Source organism: Rhodococcus sp. R1101, from assembly GCF_000278445.1.
GTDB lineage: Bacteria > Actinomycetota > Actinomycetes > Mycobacteriales > Mycobacteriaceae > Rhodococcus > Rhodococcus gordoniae.
In genome coordinates this window covers 1-25,398 of the sequence record NZ_AJVB01000017.1, presented here as the reverse complement: position 1 = coordinate 25,398, position 25,398 = coordinate 1, and the positions used below count along the sequence as shown (strand labels likewise).

Here is a 25,398-nt window from a genome sequence, read left to right as displayed (position 1 = left end):
CCTGATGTGCAAGGACTACCCCGCCGCGGTCGACTTCTACACCCGCGTCCTCGGTTTCGACCTCACCGACTACATCGTCTGGGACGGCGCGGACGCCACCTTCCTGCACTGCAATCCGCGGCATCACAGCCTGGCCTTGATGAACGAGTGCTTCAGCTTCACAGGCGGCGACTTCAACCATCTGATGATCGAAGTGGCATCCCTGGACGACGTGGGCCGCGCCTACGATCTCGTCACCGGTGCGGGGATCGCACTGCAGATGACCTTCGGCCGACATACCAACGACGGCGTCACGTCGTTCTACATGCGTACACCGTCCGGCTTCGCGATCGAGATCGGCTACGGAGGCGAGAGGATCGACTCCGACAGCTGGGAGGTCAAGACCTTCCGCTCGCCGTCGCGGTGGGGCCACGAGCCACAGAAGGCCGGATGAATACCGTGACCGGTTCCGACACCGGCTCTCCGATTGCCGGCATCCTCGCCGACGAGCACCCGAGTGTGTCTGCCGTCGAGCGCTGTCTGGACCGGATCGCGAAGCGTGATCACGTAGTCGGGGCGTGGGCGCACCTCGACCCCGGTCTTGCGATCGAGCAGGCCCGGGCGCGGGACGGAGAAGAGCGACGATCTCCGCTGCACGGCATTCCCATCGGGCTCAAGGACATCATCGAGACCGGCGACCAGCCGACCGGTTACGGGTCGAGTCTGTGGTCCGGTTGGCGACCCGTGCAGGACGCGGAGGTCGTCCGCCGGCTCCGGCGCGACGGCGCCGTGATCCTCGGCAAGACGACCACCACGGAGTTCGCTACCTACCGGCCTACTGCGACCCGGAATCCGCACGGGCTCGGTCGAACTCCGGGCGGATCGTCGAGTGGGTCCGCAGCTGCCGTCGCGGACGGTCAGGTGCCGCTCGCACTCGGCACCCAGACCGCAGGGTCGGTGCTGCGGCCGGGTTCGTTCTGCGGGGTGTTCACGCTGAAGCCGACCTACGGGCGGTGGCCGTTCGACGGGGTCCTTCCCGTCGCGCTGACTTTCGACACCGTCGGTGCCTTCGCTCGTCATCCGGCATGGCTGGGTGCGATGGACGAGTCGCTCTCGACCGACGGAGCCTCCACTCCGCCGGCGTCGGTCCTTCCGGCGTTGCGCGAGCTTCGGGTAGGGATTCTCCGGCCGCCGTGGGCGGACCGGGCCACCTCGGCCGCAGCCGCGCTGCTCGACGAGTTCGCGGAGAATCTGCGCGGTGTGGTGGCCGACGTACGGGACGTGCCGGTCCCGGACGCGCTGGGCGCGCTGGACGGTGCGCACACCCTGATCATGGCCGCGGAAGCCGCCGCCTCGCTCGCCGAGCGTGTCGCCCGGCCACACGCCGAACGCGTCTCCGAGCAGTTGCATCGCTTTCTGCACGACGGCCGCACCGCCACCCCCAGCGAGATCCAGTCGGCGCGTCAGGTGCTGCGGGACGTCCGAGCGTTCGTCGGAGGTGTGTTCACCGAGGTCGACGTCCTGGTCACGCTCGCGGCGCCGGGTGAGGCCCCGCCGATCGAGGCCGGTACCGGGGACCCGGTGTTCAACAAACTTGCCAGTATTGCCGGATGTCCGGCCGTCGGTCTGCCTGCGGGACGTGGGGTCGAAGGTCTGCCCCTCGGCATCCAGATCGTCGCGCCGCACCACGCCGATCAGGGGCTGGTCCGTATCGCGACGTGCCTGACCGACCGCGTGGGACTGGCGCATCGTTTCGAGGTCCACGAAGGGGGCCGACCGTGACCGACACTCTCGATACCACCGACGCCGTGACGCTCGACCCCGCTCGGCGGGAGATGTACGAGAAAGTCTGCGCGAAACTGAACCCCGACCGGTTCAGGAACCTGCTCGTCGACCTGGTGAATATCCACAGTCCGACCGGTCGGGAGCGTCCCGCGTCCGAATACATGGCGAACTACTTGCAGGAGAAGGTCGGTATCGGTGCCCGGTACCAGCCGATCTCCGAGCACACCGGCAACGCGATCGGTGAGCTGCCCGGTGCCGGTTGCGGTAGCCGACTACTCCTCTACGCGCCCATAGACACCCATATCGACCCCGAGGCCGACGTGCCATGGGTCGGGAAATCGTTGCGGCCCGACATGATTCCGGAGGCGAAGGTCGACGGTGATCTGGTGATCGGGCTCGGTGCATCGAATCCGAAGTGCATGGTGGCGGGATTGACCGAGGTGCTGCACGCGGTCGTCGACGCCGACCTGCCGTTGCTGGGTGATCTGGCCATCGGGTTCGCCGGTGGTGGGATGCCGGTGAGTATGAGCAACCGCGACCAGGTCGGTATGAGCTCCGGTGTGTTCCACCTGCTCACCCACGGTATGATGCCCGACCACGCGATCGTGCTGAAGCCGTGGTGGGCGGTGTACCCGGAGGAACCCGGGATGTGCTGGTTCAAGGTGACCGTGCGCGGGACCTTCGGATACGCCGGTATCAGTCGCGGTACCGAGGGTTTCCGGTCGTCGATCGTGCCCGCGGCCACGGTGATCCACGCGATCGAGGCGTGGCTGCCGGAATACACGGCTCGCAACACCTCCGGGTCGACGCTGCCGGAGGGGTGGATCTCGGCGGTCCGCTCCGGAAACCCGGACAAGCCGGCCTTCCCGTCCGCCGCGACCGAGATCTATCTCGACGTGCGGGTCAATCCACGGACCACACCCGGCGAGGTGCGCCACCAGTTCGCCGAGATGATTCGTGCCCTGCGCACGCGGCATCCCGACATCGAACTGGATTGGGAGATGTACGGGTCCCTGCCGGGCGGCATGACCGACCCCGACAACTGGATCATCCGGAGCTGTCGACGCGGTTGGGAAGAAGTCGAGGGCAGGCCCTACGAGTCCACCCCGCTGCTGGGCGGACAGACCGACGGGACCCTTATCCGTCGTCTCGGAGTTCCCTGTGCCCGAATCGGTTACCCCTGGCCACCGGCGAGTGCCCCGGCCGAACTCGACGAGGGTCTCGGCGGTATGGGCGTCGCCTCGGTGACCGACGTGATGATGGCGACCCGGGCGATCGCGTTCGCGGTCGTCGACACCCTGACCCGTACCCGAGAGGAACTCGACCTGTGAAGCGCGTACTGAACATCGTCCCCGTTCCGGTTCCGCCGGAAGCGCTGGACGCTTTCGCCGCCCAGCTCTCCGGTGACTTCGTGCACCCGGCGTTCGAGAACGTCTTCGTCTCGGCACGCAATGGCGGCGGCGCCCTCGACAGCGCCTACGAGACGACCCTCGCGGACGCCTTCGTGCTCGACGCGGGTTGTCGTGCGGAAGAGCAGGGTTACGTCGGGGTCTGTGTGAACTCGATGAGCGATTCGGCGCTCGCCGCCTTGCGCTCGAGGCTGTCCATCCCGGTCGTCGCACCGAGTCAGGCCACGATGCTGCTGGCCTGCCTGCTCGGCAGGAAGTTCTCGGTGATCACCATGTGGCCGCAGTGGCACGAGTTGTACCACAAGGCTGCTCGCGAGAACGGCATCACTTCCCGGCTCGCTTCCGTGCGTGACATCGGTGTCCGTCCCGACACCGCCGAACTACTGGCAGGCAAGGAGGATTTCGTCTTCGCAGCACTCGAGCGCGAGGCGAAGACAGCGATTGCGGAGGACGGTGCCGACGTCATCATCCTGGGCTCGACGACGATGCACCGGAGTCATGCCCACCTGTCCACCGTCCTCGACGTGCCGGTGCTCAATCCCGGTGTCGTGGCCTACAAGATGTGCGAGATGCTCGTGCAGACCGGCCTGTCGCACAGCAAGCAGGCATACCCCTCTCCCGAGCGGCCGCAGGACGACCTGCTCGCCGCGGTGGCTTCCGTCTTCACTTCCGAGGAGTTCTGATGCAGGTCGATGTCAATCCCGAAGTTGCACAGACCATCCGCACCGCCGGATTCGAAACCAACTATCACGACGTAGGGGAGGGAGACGGCATTCCGGTGCTGCTCCTCCACGGTTCCGGCGCCGGCGTTTCGGCATGGGCCAACTGGCGGGGACTGATCCCCGCCCTCGCAGAGCAGCGTCGAGTAATCGCTCCCGATCTTGTCGGCTTCGGATACACCACCCTTCCCGATCCGGTCCGGTTCGAGATCTTCGATACCTGGATCGATCAGATCCTCGCTCTCCTCGACGGACTCCAGATCCCGAAGGTGCACGTGGTCGGCAACTCGTTCGGTGGTGGCCTCGCGTTGCATCTCGCAGTTCGGCACCCGCAACGTCTCGGCCGAATCGTACTGATGGGAGCCGGTGGCGTGCAGTTCGACTTCACGCCCGAACTCGATGCGCTCTGGGGGTACACACCCTCGGTCGAGAACATGAAGAAGATCATGGACATCATGGCCTACGACCGGTCTCTGGTCACCGACGAACTGGCCGAACTGCGGTACCGGGCGACCATCCGGCCGGGTGCACAGGAAGCCTTCGAACAGGTCTTCCCCGCACCTCGGCAGCGGTGGCTGGACGCACAGATCGTTCCCGACGAGGACCTGGCTGCCATCGAGCACGAGGTACTCATCCTGCACGGACGAGAGGACCGCGTGGTGCCGGTCGCCGCGTCGCAGAAGATGTTCGGCCTGATTCCCAATTCGCAGTTGCACGTCTTCGGTAAGTGCGGTCACTGGACTCAGATCGAGCACGCCGCGCGCTTCCGGCAATTGGTGAGTGCGTTCTTCGCCGAGGACGCCGCGGAGGCGAACAAGGCATGACCGCACGGGGACGAAGCGTTGCAGTGGTGGGTGCGGGTATAGCCGGCCTGTGTTCGGCGAAATTGCTGTCGGAGTTCGGTTTCGACGTCCACATCTATGATCGGACACCCGACGTCGGTGGGGTGTGGAGTGTGACGCGCCGGTATCCCGGTGTCACTACGCAGAACAACAAGGGCACGTATGCGTTCTCGGACTTCCCGATGCCGGACGAGTACCCCGAGTGGCCTACCGGTGAGCAGGTCCAGCGATACCTCGAAGGCTATGTCGAACATTTCGGACTCCGGCGTCTGTTGCGGTTGAACACCGAAGTGGTCTCGGCGGATCAGGATCCGGTGTCCGAGCGGTGGAGGGTCACCGGTCGGCACCTCGACTCGCATGAACTCACAGTGGGGGAGTACGACTTCCTCGTGGTGGCCAACGGTATCTTCTGTGATCCGTTCGTCCCGCCCTACGAAGGCAAGGGCGAGTACGAGGCAGCGGGCGGCCGGCTCTGTGCAGCATCGGATTTCCATGATCTCGCCGATGCGGAGAATCGTGACGTGCTGGTGGTCGGGTACGGCAAATCATCCTGCGACGTAGCCGAGGCGCTGAGCGAGGTCGCGGCGTCCACTACGGTCGTGGCTCGCGAGGTCACATGGAAAATGCCGCGCAAGCTGGCAAACGTGCTCAACTACAAGTACATCCTGCTCACTCGTCTCAGCGAGGGGCTGTTCGAGCACATCGAGCAGCGAGGATTCGGGCGGTTTCTGGTCGGGCGGGGCAAGTTCGTCCGGAACGGTCTGCTCGGCGCTGTCGAAAAGGTCGCCCGTCGGCAACTACGGCTCGATCGGACCGGATTGGTGCCGGAGGGATCGTTCGAGCGGATCGTGCGTCACGCGGTCAGCCTCGCTACCGAGGGTTTCTACGAGAAGGTCGAGGCCGGCACGATCTCGGTGCGACGGGGCCGATCCATCGTGGTTCTGAGAGAGAAGGACGGTCGGCCGGTCGCCGAACTCGACGATGGAACGGTGCTGCCGGCGGACGTGGTCGTCTGCGCCACCGGGTTCGTACAGCGAGTGCCGTTCCTCTCGGCAGAGGTGCAGGCACGCCTGTTCGATGATGACGGCAACTTCCTGCTCTACCGTCAGATCCTGCCCGACGACGTGGCCAACCTGTACTTCGTCGGCTATGGGTCGTCGCTGTTCAGTCCGCTCAGCGCCGAGGCCGCGGCGTTGTGGAGTGTCAATCACATGCTGGGCGGGGATATTCCGCCCGTGGAGGAGCGCCGCGAGTTCGTCCGCTCACGACTGGACTGGATGATCGAGCGCACCGAGGGTAAGCAGGCTCGTGGCACGAATATCATTCCCTTCTCGCTCCGGCACGTGGACGAGGTTCTCGACGAGATCGACCTGAATGTCGGCCCAGGCACCCGCCTGCTGCAATGGCTATTGCCTGCCCGCCCGTCCTCGTACCGGCATGCCGCCCAGGAATTGAAGCGGCGGCACTCGGTGAGCGGCAAGAACGAGGTGGTCTCGGCGGAGCGTTGATCGTTCTCGTATGCGTACCGGCCGAAGCGCCATGAGTCCACGGATATGCGGATATCGTGGGACGAAACAGTTCGGAGGTAGCCGCATGTGCACAGCCGCCAACTACACCGCCAAGGACCACTACTTCGGCCGGAATCTCGATCTCGAATATTCCTACCGCGAAGCGGTGACGGTCACCCCGCGGAACTTCCCGTTCGAGTTCCGCAAGGTGCCGTCGCTGCAGACGCATCACGCCATGATCGGCATAGCGACCGTCGCCGACGGTTATCCGCTCTACTACGACGCGACCAACGACGAAGGTCTGAGCATGGCGGGCCTGAATTTTCCCGACAATGCCGATTACAAGCCGCCGTCCGAGGACGGCACCAACGTCGCGTCGTTCGAGTTCGTTCCGTGGGTCCTCGGGCAGTTCGAGACCGTCGCGCAGGTACGGGACGCGCTTGCGGATGTGCGGATCGTCGACACCGCCTTCAGCGAAGCATTCCCGCCGTCGCCGCTGCACTGGATCATCTCCGACAGGAACGAGTCCGTCACGGTCGAAGCCGTCGCGGAGGGCCTGAAAGTCCACGAGAATCCGATCCAGGTCCTCACCAACAACCCGACCTTCGATATCCAGCTGTTCAACATCAACAACTTCATGAACTTGTCGGTCGATCCGCCCGAGCCGCACTTCTCGAAGGACATACCGTTCGACGTGTACAGCCGCGGTCTCGGTGCCGTCGGGCTGCCGGGCGACCTGTCCTCGATGTCGCGCTTCGTCAAAGCCGCCTTCACCAAGGTGAACTCGATCTCGGGCGATTCCGAATCCGAAGCGATCAGCCAGTTCTTCCACATTCTCGGATCCGTCGAGCAGCAGCGAGGATGTGTCCGGCTCGGCGACAAGTACGAGATCACCATCTACTCGTCGTGCTGCAATACGGACAAGGGCATCTACTACTACCGCACATACGAGAACAGCCAGATCACCGGTGTGGACATGCACAAGGAGGATCTCGACGGAAGCGAACTCGCGTCGTATCCGCTGCTGAAGGAACAGAAGATCCTCATGCAGAACTGATCGCCGCACGTTTGACGGCGGCACACAGGGTCAACTCCCGGTGTATTGCGTCATCCACGCCTATGAGGAGGACCCGACATGGCGGCCACCGTCTCCGACCGATTCGACATCGACGCCGCGCCCGAACAGGTGATGCGCGCGCTCGAAGATGTCGAGCGCATCCCGGAATGGTCCTCGGCCCACAAGAGTGTCGAGGTGCTCACCCGGGATGCCGACGGCCGCCCGCATCGGGTTCGCATGACCTTGTCGCTGTTCGGCTTCTCCGACACCCAGACCATCGAGCACGACTGGACCGAACGGTCGACGTCGTGGACTCTCCTCGACAGCGCGATGCAGCGCAGCCAGGACGGTGAGTACGCCCTCGAACAGATTGCGCGCGGCACCCGGGTGCATGTCACCATGTCGCTCGAACCGAAGGTTCCGGTTCCCGGTTTCGTACTGAAGCGAGGGCAGAAGCACGCGGTCGACGCGGTCCGGAAGGGTCTGACCGAGTTCGTCCTGGCCAACTACGTCTGATCTGCCGTCGGCAGTTCGAGGGTGAACCGCGCTCCTCGACCCGGTCCTTCGCTGTGCGCGCGGATGCGACCGTCATGGGCTTCGACGAGCGCCCGCGCGATCGTCAGCCCGATGCCGGTGCCGCCGTGGTTCCGGTCGCGTGCGGTGTCGGCACGATAGAACCTGTCGAAGAGATGGTCGAGGTGATCGGACGAGATTCCGCTGCCCGTGTCGGTCACGGTGATCTCTGTCCGCGCGCGATCGAGCATGCGCGTGGCGACGGTGACGGTGCCACCTTCCGGGGTGTGCCGCAGAGCGTTGTCCAGCAGGTTCGCCAGTACCTGCCCGAGGCGTTCCGGATCGACCGTCACCGGCGCGGATTCTGCGATGTCGACGTGCAGCGCCACCTGTTTGCCGTCGTACTGTTCGCGCACCGCGTCGACTGCCGTGGTGACGAGGGCGCCGGTGGTGGTGGGTACCGGCGTGATGCGCGTGAGGTGTTCCTCGGCGCGGGACACAGCGGTGATGTCCTGCGCCAGCCGGTCCAATCGGAGGGTCGCCGAACGCAGGATCTGCCGCGTGTCGTCGTCGAAGGTTCGGACGCCGTCCTCGAGTGCCTCGAAATACGAGTCGAGTGTGGCGATAGGGGTCCGCATCTCGTGACCGAGATCGGCCAGCATCCTGCGCCGGGTGGTTTCGGTCGCTTCCAGTCGCCGTGCGAGTTCGTTGAAACTCGCCGCCACTTGGTCGAATTCGCTGCCGAGTCCCGGGGCGGCGACACGGGTGTCGTACCGGCCTCCGGCGATCTGCGCAGTGGAGGTGGTCACCGACGTGAGCGAACGCTGGATGCGGCGTGCGATGTACCAGCTGACCGCTGACGCCAGGAGCACTGCGAGGGCGACTGCCAGACCCCACGCGAGAACGATCGACCAGGTGAATGCCTCTTCGACGTGCGCCGCCTGACTCGAATTGTGGTCGATGCCGGCCTGGCCGAGATGGTCGTGGAAGATTCCGGGGGCGAGGGCGGAGGCCACGAGCCATGCACTGACGGCGCATCCGACGACGACAGCGATGAAAGCGACGAACAGGCGGGTGCCGAAGCTCATGCCGGTGGGGGAGGACGCCGTCATCGCCCTGTGCCCATCCGGTAGCCGACGCCCCGCACGGTGCGCACGAAGCGTCCCTGGGTCGCGTCGTCGCCGAGTTTGCGGCGCAGATGGCCGATGTGCACGTCCACGAGGTGTTCGTCGCCGACCCAGTTCTGCCCCCATACGGCCGCGATGAGCTGTGCCCGGGTGAACACGACACCGGGGTCCTGGGACAGGGCGGCGAGGATGTCGAACTCGGTGCGGGTGAGCGCTACCGGTGTGTCGCCCACGGCGACCTCCCGTCCGTCGACGTCGATGGACAGAGCGCCGAACGTCCGGGGCGGTCGGCCCGCGGAGTCCGTCACCGGCCCTGCCGTCCGGGGACGGCGCAGCATCGCCTGGATGCGGGCCATGAGTTCGCGCGGGCTGAACGGTTTCGTGAGGTAGTCGTCGGCTCCGACGGACAATCCGATCAAGGTGTCGATCTCATCGGTGCGGGCGGTGAGCATCACGACATAGGCGTCGGAGAAGGTGCGCAATTGCCGGCACACCTCGATGCCGTCGAGCCCGGGGAGGCCGAGGTCGAGCACGAGGATGTCGGGGTCGATCCGGCGGGCGAGCGTCACTGCCTCGGATCCGTCGCCGGTGATCGTCACGTCGAAACCGTCGCGTTCGAGATACGAACCGACGAGGTTCGCCAACGACTCCTCGTCTTCGACGACCATGGCCCGCATCCGGGCGGTCGAGCCGGGGGCGGGTGCGGATCCGCCGGAAGTTCCCGTCGGGCGAACAGAGGAAGGCATGGGATCCATCATCGTCACCCGCCGTGGTGCTGACGACATGCCCGAACTTCTCGAGCAAATCTTCATACGATCTCCACCCGAACCCGGGATCGCACACGCGAGGGTGGATGCCATGAACAAGAAGGCTCTGGCCGCCGGTGCGATCGCGCTGGCGGTGGCATTCACGACGTCGGCGTGCAGTGGTTCCGGTAGTGACGAGGGAACGACCAGCGCTTCGCCTGCCGCGACGTCCGGCGAGAACACCGCGCCGTTCGATCAGGAAGACGTGATGTTCTCGCGGATGATGATCCCGCACCACGCGCAGGCCGTCGAGATGAGCGACATGCTGCTCGCCAAGGACGGGATCCCGGAGCCGGTGAGGGCGCTGGCCGAGCAGATCAAGGCCGAGCAGCAACCCGAGATCGAGCAGTTCGAGGCGTGGCTCGACGAGTGGGGCATGACGCCCATGCACCGGGAGGACACTCCCCGGATGGACAGAGGCGACATGCTCGGCATGCCGCACATGGACGAGATTCCGCACATGGACGGGATGATGAGCGAGCAGGACATGGAGGCACTGTCCGATGCTCAGGGCGTGGCCGCCGCCCGTATGTACCTGGAGCAGATGATCGTCCACCACGAGGGCGCGATCGAGATGGCGCAGGACGAGATCGAGGACGGGCGGTATCCCGACACGGTCGAGCTGGCTCGCACCATCGCCGACACCCAGCAGAAGGAAATCGACACGATGCGTCAGCTGTCGACCACTCTGTAGCCGATCTGCGCTTGCGGTTCGTCCCGTCGGCCGAGTGAGGAGCCGTCGATGTCCCAGCAGGTGCACGAACACACCCACGAACACGCCGGCCGCGATCGACATGCGGGCACGGCGCGCACGGGGAAATGTTCCGGCGACGGCGTCAACGATGCTCCTGCCCTGGTGCGCGCCGATGTCGGCATCGCAATCGGGGCGGGTACGGACGTGGCGATAAAACTTCCCCTTTGTTGTCGCGCGTAAGAAACAAATCTGTGCGATGATCTCAATCGCATAACGTATCGGCGCCGCTACGGAGGATGCGGTTTCGATATACGGGGTTGTCGACCTTCGAGTGCAGGGAGGTACTCGGGTGTCGACGCGTCTCGGGGAGGAGACACACAATGAGGGTTCTTCCGTCATGACCACGGTTCGTCAGGCGAATGGCGATGCTGTGCAAGATATTTCGGCTAACCACGCCGGTGCCGCCGCGCCGGCCGGCAGTCGGATGTCCACGCGATGGGACTGGCAGAAGTCCTACGTCGACACGCTGTTCGTCACCGACAGTCTGGTTATCGCGCTGGCAGTCGCCCTCGCGCACGTGATGCGGTTCGGGCAGGATTCGATGGTCACCATGGACGGCGTCGGAACGCTGAGTTACACCCTCATTTCCGTCGCGTTCGGCGTCGCGTGGATCGCTTTCCTGGCTCTTTTCCGCACGCGGTCGAGGCGGGTGATCGGCGCCGGCTTCGATGAATATCAGCGCGTCGTCTCGGCGACGCTCTATCTCTTCGGTCTGGTCGCCATCGTCGCGCTCATCTTCCGGATGGAGCTCGCGCGTGGCTATCTCGCCATCGCTCTGCCCGCCGGTCTCGCGGGCCTGCTGTTCTGCCGGTGGGTCTGGCGACGGGTGGTCGCACGTCGGCGGCGGAAGGGTGAATTCACGACGTCGGTGCTCGTGGTGGGTGGCGCTCGCGCAGTTCGCCACATGGCCAGCACATTTCAGCGTCGCAGCGGCGAGGGTTATCGCGTGGTGGGTGTGTGCGTGCCGCGTTATTCCGGTGTGCCGGGCGAGAGCATCGATGTGGACGGACGGCAGATCCCGATCCACGGCGACGAGAGCACCGTCGTCGAAGCGTTGCGCGCCTCGGGTGCCGACACCGTCGCGGTGACCGCCACCGAGACGCTCGGCCACGAAGGCATCCGCGACCTGCTGTGGCAGCTCGAACCCGAGCGCGCCGATCTGGTGGTGGCGACCGGTGTCGTCGACGTGGCCGGCCCGCGCATCGAGATGCGTCCGGTTGCCGGGTTGCCGCTGATCCATGTGGAGAAGCCGAGCTATCACGGTGCCAAGCGCAGCGGGAAACGTCTGTTCGACCTCGCATTCTCGCTCTCCGCGCTGCTGTGCCTGGCTCCGGTGTTCGCGATCGTGGCGCTGCTGATCAAGCTCGAGGACGGCGGCCCGATCTTCTACAAGTCCGAGCGCATCGGACTCGACGGAACCCCGTTCGGAATGATCAAGTTCCGGTCGATGGTGCAGAACGCCGACAAGATGGTCGACGCCTTGCTCGATCAGAACGAGGGCGCCGGACTGCTGTTCAAGATGAAGGAGGATCCGCGCGTCACTCGCATGGGCCGGGTCCTGCGTCGGTTCAGCCTCGACGAGTTGCCGCAGTTCCTCAACGTCGTGCGCGGCGAGATGAGCGTGGTGGGTCCGCGTCCGCCGCTGCGTCGCGAGGTGGAGAGCTACGACGGCCGGGTCAAGCGTCGCCTGCTGGTTCGTCCGGGCGTGACGGGTCTCTGGCAGGTCAGCGGCCGATCGGATCTGTCGTGGGACGAGTCGGTGCGTCTGGATCTGTCGTACGTGGAGAACTGGTCGATGGTCTCCGATGTGCTGATCATCGCGAAGACCGTGAAGGCTGTCGTCGCCAGCGAAGGTGCGTACTGACTCTCAGGGACGTAGCGCTGGAATCAAGATCAACAACACGCTAGTGTCACATACTGTCGCCGTCCCCTGCACGGCGACGTCGAGCCCCGCCGGAAGGTTATTCGCATGCCCTTCCGGCGGGGTCTCTGCTCTTCGCGGCCACTTTCGAGGTCGAAGCACAGGAGTGACCCGCCCGACAGGGTGAAGTTCGGGGTGAAGTCTGCCCATCGGCGTAACGCAACCACGAGTTGGACCGTTGTCCAAGTGTGCATTGGATCCTGTATGTGCTGCTCGGCTGGGCTGTCGTGTCGGTTGCCGTCGCGATGATCTTCGGCCGGATCATCCGCGTGCGAGACGAACGTGAGGCCCCTACCGACGCAGACTCATCTTCACCACGCCTGCCCGTCGGGGCGGACAAGCGCTGATTGCCCTCGGTGAGTGCCGGGGCGTTTGCGGTCCCGTCGCCTCGGGAAGCCACTGTGCAACGAGCTCTCGAGCACTTCGATCCATCATCGATCCACAGGCGGTACTCATGGCCGAGCAAGACGTGCACACCACCAAGACCGATCAACTGAAGTTTCAGGATCCGACTACTCGCTACCCGTCGATCTCACCTCCGAAGCAGGATCAGCCCGAGCCGGGACTCGACGCCGACATGGTGCCCAAGGCCGACATCGGCGAATTCTCGTACCGGGGCACGGGCCGCCTCGAAGGTCGCAAGGCGCTGATCACCGGCGGCGACTCCGGCATCGGCGCTGCTACTGCCATCGCGTTCGCGCGCGAGGGCGCCGACGTCGCGATCTCGTACCTGCCGGACGAAGAGCCCGACGCCAAGAATGTCGCACGCATCATCACCGAGAGCGGTCGCAAGGCGGTCACTCTCCCCGGTGATCTGACGGATGCCTCGTTCTGCTCCGACGTCGTGAACCAGGCGGTCGAGCAGCTGGGTGGACTGGACATCCTCGTCAACAATGCGGGCAAGCAAATCGCGGTAGAGGGGCTCGACGACCTGCCCGACGATCAGCTCGAGCAGACCTTCCAGGTGAACATCCTCGCGATGTTCCGCACCACCCGTGCGGCGTTGAAGCATCTGCAGCCGGGCTCGACGATCATCAACACCACCTCGATCGTGGCGTACCAGCCGTCGCCGGCGTTGATCGACTACTCGTCGACGAAGGCCGCGATCAACAACTTCACGAAGAACATGGCGACCCAGCTGGCGGAGAAGGGTATCCGTGTGAACGCGGTTGCGCCCGGGCCGATCTGGACGCCGTTGCAGCCGTCGGACGGCCAGCCGAAGGAAGAACTGCCCGAGTTCGGGCAGAACACCCCGCTCGGGCGTGCGGGACAGCCGACCGAACTGGCGCCGGCCTACGTGTTCCTGGCGTCACCGGAATCGAGCTACGTGGTGGGTTCGACGATCCACGTCAACGGTGGGATGCCGTCGCCGTAAACAGATCGCCTCACCCCGCAACGGGGGACAGGTTCGAGACGAGTACCACCGCGTCCGAGTCCACGCTCTGGAGCTGTGCCGCGACGACGGCGGTCACGGACCACGCCGTGATCGCGGACGTGCGACCTCCCAAGGTGGGATCAATCGCGTTGGTGAGGTCCGCTCGTAATTCCTGACCGGCGAACTCCATTCGACGATGGGGCGGATGCTCGTCGCATCCGGGTGTGCGACAACGACGACTTCGACACGGTCGAGGCCGATCGTCGCCAATGCGAGGGCTACGGACGAGTTCAGCGTGCGGGGAAGGGCAAGTACTGCTTCGCTGAGTTGATTCATGAGTCGGTGTGGGCGGCTGGGCTCAGCCAGGTTTGCGAAACAGACGAGGAACAGCGCGGGCGACTCCCGTACCGTCCACGCAGATGCGTTACGAGCGGGTCAGATGCGAGGACCATAGCGAGGATGAGAAACAATCCCCTCCATGAACGACACGCAGATCGACATCTTGTGGGGCCTAGCCGGAGGCGCACTCGCCGGCCTGTTCATGTCCGCATTGATCGTCGTTGCGTAGCTGAGCGCCTGGTGCCGCGCCGGCACTCGAGATGCACCCCTAGGCACCCTCACGGAGAATGCACCTCATGCACTTAATGGATGTCAGGATCAAGCCTGTCTACTGGTGGGCGCTCGCCGTGCTCGTCGCAATCACCATCGCTGTGATGGGTGGCATCTTCAAGTACACGCAGGACCACGGCACCTACTACGAGCGCCACCCCGAGAAGCGCATCGAGATGCTCCACGGGGCAGGATCTGCTGAATGACGATCAAGGGTTGGCTCGCCAACAGTCCCGCCGCATCCGCGCTCCTGCACTCGAAGGTGCGACTTACGCTGCTCCGGGCAGCAGGCGCGAAGATCGGCCGCGCTCGCATCATGCACGGCATGACCGTCGGCGGCGATATATCCGGGCTGACCATCGGCGACGGAGCGTTCCTCAATACAGGCTGCTCGCTTCATCCCACGGGTGGCATCAATATCGGTGACAACGTGTCGTTCGGTCCGCGAGTGATCGTCATGACCGGCACCCACGAGATCGGCCCCAGCGTCAAGCGGGCCAGCGATCCCACCAACTTTCAACCGGTCATCATCGGAGATGGCGCATGGCTCGGCGCCGGGGTCATCGTCAATCCCGGGGTCACGATCGGGGCTGGTTGCATCGTCGCGCCCGGCGCGGTCGTCACGAAGGACTGCGAGCCGAACGGGCTCTATGCTGGCGTGCCCGCAATCCGTAAGCGAGACTTGGACGTGTGACCCACCTGCCCTCGTGGGACACTCCCCTGGTCGAGTACTCCTCGCGGAGGCTCAAACTGTCCTACCTGCGGCTATGTAGGGGAGGGAATCGCAGCGTCTGTTCGGGCCAATCGGTTGCGACTCATTCTCGACCGCTCACTCCGAAGGCCAGAATGCAGCAGCTCCACCGTCAGTACTTTCGGCGATCCGGTGATGTGCGGATGCAATGACACGGTCCACTCAAGTGCAGTCGTGGACAGCATGTACGACACCGTCCGGAGTGGCGTTGACTAGTGCGACCTCTGGCTCCACGCGCCGTCCTGGCGGAAGCGCAGACCAGAGTCCACCCACGCGCCACCCTGCCTGGCCCTGACCGCAGCATCGACACACGCCCCACCGACTCGGACGCGAGCACCGGATGTCGGCCTAGGATGTTCCTGCTCGACATTGCCGACCGTGAGTGCGTGCGTGTAGAAATCCACGAGCTCGGTCGGACGGTAGTGATCGGGGCTCAGGTGACCGCCGGTCACGGTCATGATTTGCGTGGAGGCAGTGCGATGGTTCAGGCCACGCGCCTTGAACTCGTCGGCGTGCCGGTCCTTCGGCGTGGTGGTGTCCTCCGGTAAGGCCCAGAACTTGAAGTGCATGGCGACGTAGTCGTTCATCGGCCCCGCGAATGGTGCGCAGCCGCGAATGTTGCCGCGGTCGCCCCGTACGCCACGCCGTGCCACCGGCGGCGGTGCCAGTCGTGAACGATTCCTCACCAGGCTGCGTTACGGGCGGGTCGGCTAGCGGATGTTGCGTTCCGGTCGGTTCTGGCGATGGTCGTGAGGGCTGACAGGAACGTGCCGTTGCACTGGACCGTCACTCCAGCGTGCGGCGATCCCTAGCTGGCTATAGGTTCTGTCAATCCTTCGTGGTGACGTGCGGTAGCGCCGTCCAAGCGGCGGACGTTCAGGAGATACCGCTGTGTGACCGGGGGTGTCGACGCCGGGTCGGGGGGCCGAAGCGCCCACGCTGACGTATGCGACCTCACCGGAGGTGGGTCATCTGGCGTCGTTCGGGCTGCTGTAGTGGCGAAGGGCCGGGTGCCAAGCTAGGGACGGCGTAACTGCTGGGCGGTCCGCCATAGCGGCATCGGCATCGATTCCGGTCCCTTCACCCCCTCCAGCGTGACACCCCCGGTCGGGCTTCGGGAAGGGGGCAGCGCTCTCGGGTCCTTTCTCCAGGTCGACGTCGGCTGGTGTCTCACGGTCAGGACCAGCAGGTGGTGTCGTAGTCGTTGTGGTCGCGGGTCATTGCGTAGGCGATGCGGTTGGCGCGGTGGGCCAGGGCGCAGGCGATGATCCCACCGTGCTTGCCCCGGGCCTTCAAGCCCGCGGCATAGGCCCTCGCGGCGGGTTCGGTCAGCCACAACCCGAGGCCGAGATCGATCAGGGATCGGCGCAGCGTGACGCTGCCTTCGCGGCTGATGCCTCCGTCGCGGCGGTGGCCGGCGGATTCGTACTGCATCGGCGACAATCCCGACGCTCGGTAGATCTGCCGTGGCCCCGGCCACCGCCCGGGATCTCCTAGTGCGGCACCGTAGTTCGCGACGCGGACCACACCCCATCCGGGGGTGGTGGTCAACGTGGCGAACGGGGTCCGTGGCAGCAGGGCGGCCAGTTCGGCCTCGGCCGCGGTGATCTGGGTGTCGAGATCGGTCAGCAATTCCAGATCCGCGGTCAGGATCCGGCGAGCGATCACCGCGTCGCTGGTGGGCAACGCCTCGCGGGCGGCGGTGATCAGACGCTCCGCCAGCGGGCGCTGCACCCGCAGGCCCCGATGGGCGGCGAAGCGGATCAGCCGGCTCGATCCGAGGGTGGCCAGGCGGGCCGGGTCGCTGAACTCGGCCGCGACCAGACGGCCGATTCTGGTGCCCAGTACGTCCGGCAGTGCCCGGGTCAGGCCGGGAAAGGCCCGGTCGAGTTGGCCGAGGAGCTGGTTCTTCGTCGCGGTGCGGGTGGTGACCCGCCGCATCCGGTGGGTGGCCCAGGCGGTGAGCTCACCGAGCACCCGGTCGGGGCGGGTGACCGGTTGTCCTTGGCCGGTCAGGAGCAGGTCGGTGATTGCGTCGAGGTCGATGGCGTCGGTCTTGATCCGCCGGCGGCCGTGGATGCGGCGTTGTTCGCCGACCCGGGCGGGATTGAGTTCGAGGATCTCCCATCCCGCAGGCCACAACGGGTAGTCGAGCATCGGCCGGTGGTAGTGGCCGGCGGCTTCGATACCGATCTTGACCTGCGGCGACGGCGGGAAACTACGGGTGAGTCGGTCTACGAGCAGCCTCAGGTCGGAGCGGGTCATGGCGATGTCGACCGGCCCGAACAATCGGTGGCGACCGGTGTCGGTCGCCGCGACCGATGCGATGGTCTTGCCGACGTCGACGGCCACGACGATCGTGGACGGTGTGACTGGAGCGGCATGCACAGGCACGATGAACACCTCCGGGGGGTGTCAGCGAGGAGCGGAGCGCCCGAACGCTCGACTCCTTCAGAACGGGAACTACGACATTCCCTTCCTGACACCTCCGGAGGTGTTTGTGAAGGACTGACTCAACTCATATCAGCGGTTGCCGATGCCGCAGCACGACATACCATCACGAGAGCCCTCGGGGAGGGGGCTAACGAATCGAGGGGAACAATGACCACGACCATCGGCGAACCCGGCCGGCGACATGCAGTTGAGAAGAAAGAGAAGAAGGTCAGCAATTTCCGGCCAGACCTCGAAGGAATGCGCGCGGTCGCAGTCCTCGCCGTCTTCGCCGATCACCTTCTCGGATGGCCCACAGGCGGCTTCGTCGGCGTCGACATATTCTTCGTGCTCTCCGGCTTTTTCATTACTGGCCTACTACTTCGAGAACGCACGGAAAGCGGAACGATCTCTTTCCCCAACTTCTATATCCGACGAGTGCGGCGAATCATCCCGGCCGCATTGCTCGTCCTGACCGTTACTGTCCTCGCGGCGTACATCACATTTCCTGCCACCCGAGCGAAGGAAACCTTGGTTGACGCTCTCTGGGCCGCGGCATTCGCCGCGAACTGGCGGTTCGAACAAGTCGGTACCGACTACTTCCAAGAAGGCCTTCCACCTTCGCCCATCCAGCACTACTGGTCTCTGTCGGTAGAAGAGCAGTTCTACTTCGTGTGGCCCGTGGTTCTTCTCGGCCTGTTTTGGATCACCCGCAGGTCGCATCGACGCAAGCGCAGCTCCATACGGCAAGGTGCGCTGGGCGCAGCAATGTTCACCATGGTTGCGACATCATTCATATGGGCCATGCTGCAAAGCTCCAATGAGCCCACGTCGGCGTACTTCTCAACCTTCACCCGAGTGTGGGAACTCGGAGTCGGCGCGCTTCTCGCCATCGCTGGTCCGGTACTGATGAAGCTCCCGGACCCGATACGTCCGGTGCTTGCGTACATCGGGCTGGCCGGTGTTATCGCGTCACTGTTCGTCATCACGTCCGAGACTCAGTTCCCGGCGCCGGGTGCAGCGCTTCCCGTCTTGTCCACTGCACTTGTCGTTGCCGCGTTCCACGGCTCACAGGTCCGGGGCGTTCCGATGCTCACTAACCGTGTGGCGCTGTACTTCGGTCGCACCTCCTACTCGCTGTACTTGTGGCACTGGCCGGTCATCGTGGTGCTTGCTGCGGTCATGCCGGAAGACACTGTCTACTTCGTGGTTGCTGCGATCGCCGCCCTCGTCCTCGCTCACGTGTCGTTCACGTACTTCGAGGACCCGATTCGTCGTTCCAAGTGGCTTGAGAGGCCTACGTCGGTCCGGGTGAGAACGTCGGAAGTGGAGCTCAGCCCGTCTTTCTGGCGGACTACTGGATTCATCACGGCGGCTGTTGTGGTCGCCAGCGCGATGCTGATTCAGCTCTCGGATCGAACCAATCGCGCAGGTGAACAGTATGAGTCGCTCTACGTCGCCGGTGTGGAGGAGTCGATCGAGAATGCCGACCCGTGTTTCGGTGCGGCAGCAATGGTCAACAAAGCGCAGTGTGATCCGTCGGTGAACCTGGATTCGTTGACCCCTCGCCTGGATACCTTCGCGAAGGACACACAGGGCGCATATTCCTGCTGGCGCCAGAAGGACGGCCCCATGCCGACCTGCCGTATCGGCTCCACCAAGGACGACGCGCTGCGTGTAGCGCTCATCGGAGACTCCCATGCCGCAATGCTGCTGCCGGCACTCAGCCAGTTCGTAGTCACAGAAAATTGGAGCCTTCGGGCGTTCGTGGGCTACGACTGTCAGTGGGAGATCAGACCCACGGACAACTGCGGCTCCGTCATGGCCAGCATTCAAGAAGAACTGCTCGCGGGCGATCCTTACGACCTAATCCTCACGACCGCCTCTCGAAAGTATGGAGATGTCGAGGCCTTCCACGCGGCCTGGACCCCGGTGATCGAGCGCGGCAGCAAAGTCGTTGCGATCGCTGACAACCCGTCAATCTCCGAAGACGTCATTTCCTGCATGACGCGGTTCGGAGCGGATAGCGACGACATCGCTCAATGCGGCACACCAATATCCAGCGCTACCGAAAAAGCAGACAACCTGGTCACTGCCGCGAACGCTATCGCTGACGCTGCAGTGGTCGATATGACCGATCTGTACTGCAGCGACGGTTGGTGTCCGGCTGTCATCGGCAACGTCGTGGTCGCACGTGACACTGGCGGTCACATCACCGCTACGTATTCCAGGTCTCTAGCGCCTTACCTGCTAGAACGAATCCGACCTCACTTGCCTGCTGCTTGACAGCTCCGAATTAGCGCTGGTGGGGAGGGAATGGGTTCCCCTCCCCACCAGTGCATCCCCAAGGGTTGGTTCCTGTGGGCCGTGATGCAGCTCGGCTCCCTGGGGTTGTGCCGAAGGTTCCCCGCTCGCATGGTTGAGGTCGTCGGCTAGGATCGTCCGCCAGAAGGCGGACCGGGCCGGCTGGCTCCTTCGAATGAAGGACGCGAGCCCCGTGTAATCCGAACAGTGTCATGCGAACGGGTGAATCTGCAGGTGACTTCCTTACCCGGCAGTAACAAACCGGGGACTTCATACGTTGTTCGATATGTGAACTGGGTTTTCTGGCTGATCGTCGGGTGGCTCGCCGTATCGGTGGCCGTCGCGATCGTCTTCGGCCGTGTCATCCGCGCCCGCGACAAACGCGAGATCCCGCCGTCGCTCCACCAGGACGACGAGCAGTGGCGGGACGCCGGCTGAGCTTGTCGCGCCCAGGGCGGGCAGCAGCAACTCTGACGGTGCCTGGATCGCTCGTGGTACGAGCAGTCGATGGAATCGGGCTACGTGAAGGCTCGACGGCCCACCTCAACGGCGGATGCTGTCGCCCAGGGTTGAGCCGCAACAAACGAGTCGTGCGCGTCGGTGGGTATCCACCGACGCGCACGACGTCGTTCTGGAGGGTCAGACCGCGCTGCGTACAGCCCCTCCGTAAGTGCGTCCCCTGGCTGCCGAGATCGGCACGACCGAAGCAACGTCGGCGGAGGCTTCCGCCAGCGCTGTAAGGATCTGCTCGGGGCCGGCGCATGTGCTTGCGCACGTGACCCCTCGAGCCCGGAGCTTCTGAAGGGTGAGTGCTTCGGCGGTAGTGCAGTAGCCGTCGAGGATGTCCTCGGTGAGGATCGCGTAATCCACTTCGCCTTCGAAGGCAGTGATGGTCTCGATGCCTGCGAGATCGAGACTCTCCTGCAGTTCTCTCCATCGGTCGAGTGCGACGGCGTTGGAGGGAGTGCCGAGGAAAAGTACCCGTGCCGGTCGGTCGGAAGGCGATGATGTCGTCACAGGCTGCTCCAGGGTGCGAGTAGGTCAGGTGAAACCGAATAGCCACTCCCGGTAGGGGGTTACACCTTCACCTGCGAAATGTGTTGTTTCACACTGTGTACAGCACTGGTTCATCTGCCGCTACCTGGAGAACCATCAGGAAACACGAATGTGACAGAAGTGGTTACGGTTCGGACCGCCCGGGGAGGACTTTCGTCCCGAAATTCTTCGTCAAACACGCGAAAGCGACAATGTCCTCCAGGCGAGGGCATCGGGCCACTTCGGAGCGCACTACTTTCTCCGAGGAGGCCCCAGCACGACCGCACCTGACCCGATTCCCCGCGACAGGGCCGCAAGAACCTCGACCACCGACCAGGCAGTGATCGCGGAGGTGCGCCCGTCCGACGCCGGGTCGATCGAGTTCTCGAACATCAACTCGTATCGGCCGAGCGGTGACTCCCACTTCACTATGTGACGTGTGCTGGCGGCACCCGGGTCGGCAATGACCACTACCTCGACCCGATCGAGCCCGAGCGTCGCGAACGCGAGAGCCACCGACGAGTTCGAAGTTCGAGGGAAGGTCAGTGCTGCTTCTCTGGCCGATCCTCGGAACACCTCACGTTCCGCGTCCAGACTTTCTTCGATGCCGAGAGCACTGGGTCGTTTGATCGTGGTGTGAGTCAGGCGGGCGTCGCGTGTGCCTGCTCGTGCCGCCGAGGCCAGAATGTCGAAGCCACCGATCGCGCCCGTCGGGAGCAGCACACGTCCTGGTCCCGCCGCGAACGATTCCGCATCGAAGCCGCGCTCGGCGAAGACACCGCATGAGCAGACGACGATGTCCTTACCGCGTTGCACCGCGTCGGGCAGCAGGGTGCGGGCTGCGTCGACGGTGGCTGATTCCACCACGATGTCGGCGGTGTCGAACGCAGCGTCGGTCTCCTCTGTACTGCTTCGTGAGGTGAGCACGGCCGCGAGGCTCACACCCGGCACCGTGTCGTCGCGCAGAGCGTCGATCACGGTCTGTCCGATCGTGCCGGCTCCGACGACGCACACTGCGATCGGTCGACGCTCGATTCCTTGGGGTGCCAGTTGCCTCACATCCTCTGCGGTATACCGCCGCTCGTATTCGTGACTACGGGCTCATGGTACCGAGGGAAGAGGTCCACGATGTCCGACTCACGACGTCATCGTGTCTCGCGCGACGCCGTCCGATGATCGGAATATGTTGCTATCACGTCGAATAGGGAGGCAGCGCGTTGTCGACGGCGGCGAGTGTGTTCACGCAGCCAACGGCATCGCTTCTTGGAACGGAGCGGGCATCCTGTGCGACGTCACCTGACGGCACGGGCACCGTACTGCGCGCCCGAGCTCGTCGTCGGGTAACCAGCCGTACTCATCGCACCCACCGCACCGCGGTGGGAGTTTCGGCCGGGGTGGTTGCAATGACTGCCAGGCCGGGATCCACGCCGCCGCGGAACGAGCCGGATCCCAGGGTCGATGACGTTCGAGCGCGGCACGTATGAGGGCGTGTACTCCATGGGTGTCGATGGACTGTTCGACGAGTGCGCGCTTCGCGGCTGTCAGAGTATCGAACCGGGCAGTGAGGCCGGCCCGGCGGCACGCCGTGGCCAGTTGATCGAGGGAAGAGGGCTGTTGCGCTTCGGGTTCGACAGCGCCGGTGCGCTTCGACGCGTGGGGGAGTGCAGCAGGTTCATCTCTTGGTTCAAGGACGGTTCGGGTGACCGGGGTGTCACCCCGCTCGGTCGTTCCTGTCACCCCGTGACGCTTCGTCTTGTCACCTCGTTCGGAGCTGCGGGGTGACGACGTGTCACCCCGCTTCATCGACAGGTTGTAGAGGACGGGTCGGCGGTCTTCGCGAGAAATTGTCGCCGCAATCCGCTCTTGATCACCCCGGGAAATGAGGCCGAGGGTTGCGAGCGCCTTCAAGCAACGCTGTACTTGGCGTTCGCTGATGCGGGCGTACCCGGCGAGTGTCCGCACGGATGGATATGCGTCCGCGCCGTGACGGGACGCGTGATTGGCCAAGCCGAGCAGGACCACCGTCAGCGCTGGTGCCGAGGGCATCCCGGGCGGAGTCGGGGACGGAATTTCGGCGCGTTCGAGCGCCCATGTGATCGCTTCGATGCTCACGATGTCACCTGCGCATAGGTATGCTGACGCATGTTCGACTCCTACTTAGTCGGACATCCGGCCCGTCGCGATGCCAGTCGCGGCGGGCCATCTGTTTTCAGTTTTCGCACACGCATTCGAGCGCGTGGTTGATCATCTTGGCATCCATGCGGAGGGGCGTCAACGCCTATAGGGGTCCCCAAGTAGCGCGAGCCCCGCTGGCAGGGGGAGGAGCCAGCGGGGCTCAGGTGCTGCCAATTCCCGGGGAGGGGAAGGGGCATGTTGCAGGGAGGCAACACACTTGAGAATTTAACCAGAATCGGTGCCATACGGCACATCGAAACAAGGACCTAAGTCCCATCGATGTGATTCGATCGCACTTCGCTCAGTCGGCGTTAGAGGAGCCAAGATCAAGCCGCTCGTGGAGCCACTTGCGGAGTCCGTCGCCGTATTCGTCACTGTCGAGTGCCGCGTCGACGGCTGCACGGAGATATCCACCAGGGTTGCCAAGGTCATGGCGGGTCCCGCGATGCACGACGACGTGGACCGGGTGACCTTCTTCGATCAGCAGCGCAATCGCGTCGGTCAATTGAAGTTCTCCGCCGGCACCCGGCTTGATCCGGCGAAGGGCGTCGAAGATCTCACGATCGAGGAGGTAACGACCGGCGGCAGCAAGCGTGGAGGGAGCGTCGGCAAGAGCGGGCTTCTCCACCATGCCGCGAACTCGCAGAACATCCGGATTTGCGACGTCGGGTACTTCCTCGACCTCGAATACGCCGTACGAGCTCACCTGGCTCTTCGGAACGTCGATGGCGCACAGCACGCTTCCTCCACGCTTGGCGCGGACACGAGCCATCGTTTCCAGGATGCCGCTCGGTTGCACGAGGTCGTCCGGGAGAAGAACGGCGATCGCATCTTCGTCGGGCTCCAGAGCGGCTTCGGCGCAGCCGACAGCGTGCCCCAGACCGAGCGGCTTCTCCTGGACAACCGATCCGACCGTGAGCAGATTCGGTGCGCGGCGTACCTTCTCGAGCAGCTCGAGCTTGCCCTTGGCCTCGAGGTGCTTCTCGAGGTCGAAGTCGTCGACGAAATGCGCGACCACTCCGTCCTTTCCGGGAGCCGTCACGATGAGAAGTCGTTGAGCTCCCGACTGGGCGGCTTCCGTCGCGACGAGTTCGATGCCCGGGGTGTCGACCACCGGCAACAGCTCCTTCGGCACAGTCTTTGTGGCCGGCAGGAATCTGGTGCCCATCCCTGCCGCCGGTACCACTGCTGTGCGGAAAGCTTTGCGCACTCCTACTTCTTGCATGGTTCTACCCTCGCCTCCCCTGTCGAGCGCATGACCGCGCCGGAATACCCGCGAATGCACGGTCAAAACGTTGAGCAATGGTGAGATACATCTCACCTTCGAGATTCCGACCGTCAATCCCGCATCACGTGGGGTCGGTAAGCGCAGTCTAGGGGCCGCCCTGCGGGTTCGCGAATCGGAGAGTGCACCGAAAGTGCAAGATAGCAGGGAGGATTGCCTTCGCCGGAACCTGTAAACGCGGATCGCGTCGCCAAATGTAACCGCGCGGCACATTCAAAGAGAAGGTTCCATCTGGACGACTGTTCAAGCTGCCAGATCTCGTAAGTAACGTTACAGTCTCAACGAGCGTTTTCGCATAGGAGCGACACGCATACAACTGGAAGAACTGCGCCCGGCTGGGCACGCAACGGGCAGGTCACGCGACCGGGGAGGGTACGCGGATCGGGTCCGGCGTTGCTTGTTCGTGCGAGCAGTAGGTGTCTCGGGGAGGAGACAACGATGTGGGTGGTTGGGCTATGACCGCCGTCGGGGAGGCGAGTCACGGCGTACCCGATGCCCTCGTGGGGGACTACGCCAATTCCATTCGTGGACAGCGTCAACCGCCGGGTTCGGCGAACCGTAGAAACTGGCAGCAGTCCTACATCAGCCGATTGATCTGGTCCGACGTGATTGTCGTTGTGCTGGCCGTCGTTGTGGCCCACACCGTCCGATTCGGGCAGGGCGACCTATCGACAACAGAGCCGGTCTCCGAACTCAGCTATGCCCTCATCTCGGTGGGGCTTGCCGGTCTCTGGCTGATCACTCTCGCCTTGTTCCGTACTCGGTCTCGGCGTGTCATCGGCGCAGGTCATAGCGAATATCAACGTGTCGTATCGAGTACCGCTCGACTATTCGGGTTCATCGCGATCATCGCACTCGTATTCCGCCTGGAACTGGCACGTGGATATTTGGCAACTGCACTGCCGGTGGGTCTCGTCGGTTTGTTGCTCACTCGGTGGGTGTGGCGGAAGGTGATCGCGCGCAAGCGGGCTCGGGGTGAGTTCCAGACGTCGGTGCTGGTGGTCGGTGGTGCGC

24 protein-coding genes and 3 pseudogenes are annotated in these 25,398 nt (G+C 64.2%); 17 read left to right on the top strand and 10 right to left on the bottom strand.

Going from position 1 to position 25,398, the window contains the following annotated elements; all coding sequences use genetic code 11:
* From R1101_RS0103065 to R1101_RS0103030, 8 genes are all read left to right on the top strand, one after another.
* On the top strand, positions 1-433 hold a 433-nt coding region (locus R1101_RS0103065; protein ID WP_016932026.1), incomplete at its 5' end, for a VOC family protein.
* Complete coding sequence (locus R1101_RS0103060; RefSeq protein ID WP_016932025.1) at positions 430-1,761, top strand: amidase; 1,332 nt, start codon at positions 430-432, stop codon at positions 1,759-1,761. The genes R1101_RS0103065 and R1101_RS0103060, both read left to right, overlap by 4 nt.
* The gene (locus R1101_RS0103055) at positions 1,758-3,095 is read left to right on the top strand and encodes an acetylornithine deacetylase (RefSeq protein ID WP_016932024.1); all 1,338 of its coding nucleotides are present in this window, start codon (positions 1,758-1,760) and stop codon (positions 3,093-3,095) included. Before R1101_RS0103060 ends, R1101_RS0103055 begins: the two co-directional genes overlap by 4 nt.
* Positions 3,092-3,856: an aspartate/glutamate racemase family protein gene (locus R1101_RS0103050; RefSeq protein WP_016932023.1), complete on the top strand. Its 765-nt coding sequence runs from the start codon at positions 3,092-3,094 to the stop codon at positions 3,854-3,856. The genes R1101_RS0103055 and R1101_RS0103050 overlap by 4 nt, the downstream gene beginning before the upstream one ends.
* Positions 3,856-4,716 carry an alpha/beta fold hydrolase gene (locus R1101_RS0103045; RefSeq protein ID WP_016932022.1) on the top strand — a complete coding sequence of 287 codons (861 nt, stop codon included), beginning with the start codon at positions 3,856-3,858 and terminating at the stop codon, positions 4,714-4,716. The genes R1101_RS0103050 and R1101_RS0103045 overlap by 1 nt, the downstream gene beginning before the upstream one ends.
* Positions 4,713-6,242: a flavin-containing monooxygenase gene (locus R1101_RS0103040; RefSeq protein WP_037222037.1), complete on the top strand. Its 1,530-nt coding sequence runs from the start codon at positions 4,713-4,715 to the stop codon at positions 6,240-6,242. The genes R1101_RS0103045 and R1101_RS0103040 overlap by 4 nt, the downstream gene beginning before the upstream one ends.
* Before the next feature lie 85 nt (positions 6,243-6,327).
* On the top strand, positions 6,328-7,299 hold the full coding sequence (bsh, locus tag R1101_RS0103035; protein ID WP_016932020.1) for a choloylglycine hydrolase: 972 nt from the start codon (positions 6,328-6,330) through the stop codon (positions 7,297-7,299).
* Between the two features lie 78 nt (positions 7,300-7,377).
* Positions 7,378-7,815, top strand: a complete 438-nt coding sequence (locus tag R1101_RS0103030; RefSeq protein ID WP_016932019.1) for an SRPBCC family protein — start codon at positions 7,378-7,380, stop codon at positions 7,813-7,815.
* On the opposite strand, the gene R1101_RS0103025 is transcribed toward R1101_RS0103030, so the two are convergent.
* Positions 7,806-8,924, bottom strand: coding sequence for a sensor histidine kinase (locus R1101_RS0103025; protein ID WP_016932018.1), 1,119 nt, complete (start codon positions 8,922-8,924; stop codon positions 7,806-7,808). The two genes, R1101_RS0103030 and R1101_RS0103025, sit on opposite strands and share 10 nt — an antisense overlap.
* Complete coding sequence (locus R1101_RS0103020; protein ID WP_016932017.1) at positions 8,921-9,607, bottom strand: response regulator transcription factor; 687 nt, start codon at positions 9,605-9,607, stop codon at positions 8,921-8,923. Before R1101_RS0103020 ends, R1101_RS0103025 begins: the two co-directional genes overlap by 4 nt.
* 190 nt (positions 9,608-9,797) lie before the next feature.
* On the opposite strand from R1101_RS0103020, the gene R1101_RS0103015 reads away from it, so the two are divergent.
* The 3 genes from R1101_RS0103015 (at position 9,798) to R1101_RS0103000 (ending at position 13,795) form a co-directional block, all read left to right on the top strand.
* The gene (locus tag R1101_RS0103015; RefSeq protein ID WP_026002816.1) at positions 9,798-10,439 is read left to right on the top strand and encodes a DUF305 domain-containing protein; all 642 of its coding nucleotides are present in this window, start codon (positions 9,798-9,800) and stop codon (positions 10,437-10,439) included.
* Between the two features lie 484 nt (positions 10,440-10,923).
* On the top strand, positions 10,924-12,363 hold the full coding sequence (locus tag R1101_RS0103010) for a sugar transferase (RefSeq protein ID WP_016932015.1): 1,440 nt from the start codon (positions 10,924-10,926) through the stop codon (positions 12,361-12,363).
* Positions 12,364-12,874: 511 nt separating this feature from the next.
* Positions 12,875-13,795: an SDR family oxidoreductase gene (locus R1101_RS0103000; protein ID WP_016932013.1), complete on the top strand. Its 921-nt coding sequence runs from the start codon at positions 12,875-12,877 to the stop codon at positions 13,793-13,795.
* A 10-nt stretch (positions 13,796-13,805) separates the two neighbouring features.
* On the opposite strand, the gene R1101_RS30820 is transcribed toward R1101_RS0103000, so the two are convergent.
* Both R1101_RS30820 and R1101_RS30815 read right to left on the bottom strand, forming a co-directional pair.
* Positions 13,806-13,985 carry a hypothetical protein gene (locus R1101_RS30820; RefSeq protein ID WP_016932012.1) on the bottom strand — a complete coding sequence of 60 codons (180 nt, stop codon included), beginning with the start codon at positions 13,983-13,985 and terminating at the stop codon, positions 13,806-13,808.
* Between the two features lie 32 nt (positions 13,986-14,017).
* Positions 14,018-14,131 (bottom strand): annotated as a pseudogene (locus R1101_RS30815) (hypothetical protein); the annotation flags it as partial.
* A 308-nt stretch (positions 14,132-14,439) separates the two neighbouring features.
* Between R1101_RS30815 and R1101_RS0102985 the strand changes: the two are divergent.
* Together R1101_RS0102985 and R1101_RS0102980 are read left to right on the top strand one after the other, a co-directional pair.
* Positions 14,440-14,610: a hypothetical protein gene (locus R1101_RS0102985; protein ID WP_157179114.1), complete on the top strand. Its 171-nt coding sequence runs from the start codon at positions 14,440-14,442 to the stop codon at positions 14,608-14,610.
* Complete coding sequence (locus R1101_RS0102980; protein WP_016932009.1) at positions 14,607-15,098, top strand: acyltransferase; 492 nt, start codon at positions 14,607-14,609, stop codon at positions 15,096-15,098. The genes R1101_RS0102985 and R1101_RS0102980 overlap by 4 nt, the downstream gene beginning before the upstream one ends.
* Positions 15,099-15,367: 269 nt before the next feature.
* Here the strand turns inward: R1101_RS0102980 and R1101_RS0102975 are convergent, their stop codons facing one another.
* Together R1101_RS0102975 and R1101_RS0102970 are read right to left on the bottom strand one after the other, a co-directional pair.
* Positions 15,368-15,742, bottom strand: a complete 375-nt coding sequence (locus tag R1101_RS0102975) for a hypothetical protein (RefSeq protein ID WP_037222034.1) — start codon at positions 15,740-15,742, stop codon at positions 15,368-15,370.
* A 589-nt stretch (positions 15,743-16,331) separates the two neighbouring features.
* Entirely contained in the window at positions 16,332-17,549 is a 1,218-nt protein-coding gene (locus R1101_RS0102970; protein ID WP_026002814.1) for an IS110 family transposase, read from the bottom strand.
* A gap of 207 nt (positions 17,550-17,756) precedes the next feature.
* Here R1101_RS0102970 and R1101_RS0102965 point away from each other — a divergent pair, with 207 nt between their 5' ends.
* Both R1101_RS0102965 and R1101_RS30575 read left to right on the top strand, forming a co-directional pair.
* Positions 17,757-19,871, top strand: a complete 2,115-nt coding sequence (locus R1101_RS0102965; protein WP_016932006.1) for an acyltransferase family protein — start codon at positions 17,757-17,759, stop codon at positions 19,869-19,871.
* 306 nt (positions 19,872-20,177) lie between these two features.
* Positions 20,178-20,327 (top strand): hypothetical protein, encoded by a 150-nt coding sequence (locus R1101_RS30575; protein ID WP_016932004.1) that lies wholly within the window; start codon positions 20,178-20,180, stop codon positions 20,325-20,327.
* Positions 20,328-20,528: 201 nt separating this feature from the next.
* On the opposite strand, the gene R1101_RS25740 is transcribed toward R1101_RS30575, so the two are convergent.
* Together R1101_RS25740 and R1101_RS0102945 are read right to left on the bottom strand one after the other, a co-directional pair.
* Positions 20,529-20,906 carry a hypothetical protein gene (locus R1101_RS25740; RefSeq protein WP_016932003.1) on the bottom strand — a complete coding sequence of 126 codons (378 nt, stop codon included), beginning with the start codon at positions 20,904-20,906 and terminating at the stop codon, positions 20,529-20,531.
* A 270-nt stretch (positions 20,907-21,176) separates the two neighbouring features.
* Complete coding sequence (locus tag R1101_RS0102945) at positions 21,177-21,983, bottom strand: aspartate dehydrogenase domain-containing protein (protein ID WP_232284660.1); 807 nt, start codon at positions 21,981-21,983, stop codon at positions 21,177-21,179.
* A gap of 399 nt (positions 21,984-22,382) precedes the next feature.
* Here R1101_RS0102945 and R1101_RS30810 point away from each other — a divergent pair, with 399 nt between their 5' ends.
* On the top strand, positions 22,383-22,706 hold the full coding sequence (locus tag R1101_RS30810) for a hypothetical protein (RefSeq protein WP_016932001.1): 324 nt from the start codon (positions 22,383-22,385) through the stop codon (positions 22,704-22,706).
* A gap of 108 nt (positions 22,707-22,814) precedes the next feature.
* Here R1101_RS30810 and R1101_RS31480 read toward each other — a convergent pair.
* Together R1101_RS31480 and R1101_RS0102935 are read right to left on the bottom strand one after the other, a co-directional pair.
* A pseudogene (locus R1101_RS31480) lies at positions 22,815-22,970 on the bottom strand (helix-turn-helix domain-containing protein); the annotation flags it as partial.
* A 430-nt stretch (positions 22,971-23,400) separates the two neighbouring features.
* Complete coding sequence (locus tag R1101_RS0102935) at positions 23,401-24,324, bottom strand: UTP--glucose-1-phosphate uridylyltransferase (protein WP_026002813.1); 924 nt, start codon at positions 24,322-24,324, stop codon at positions 23,401-23,403.
* Between the two features lie 560 nt (positions 24,325-24,884).
* Here R1101_RS0102935 and R1101_RS0102930 point away from each other — a divergent pair.
* Positions 24,885-25,398 (top strand): annotated as a pseudogene (locus R1101_RS0102930) (sugar transferase); the annotation flags it as partial.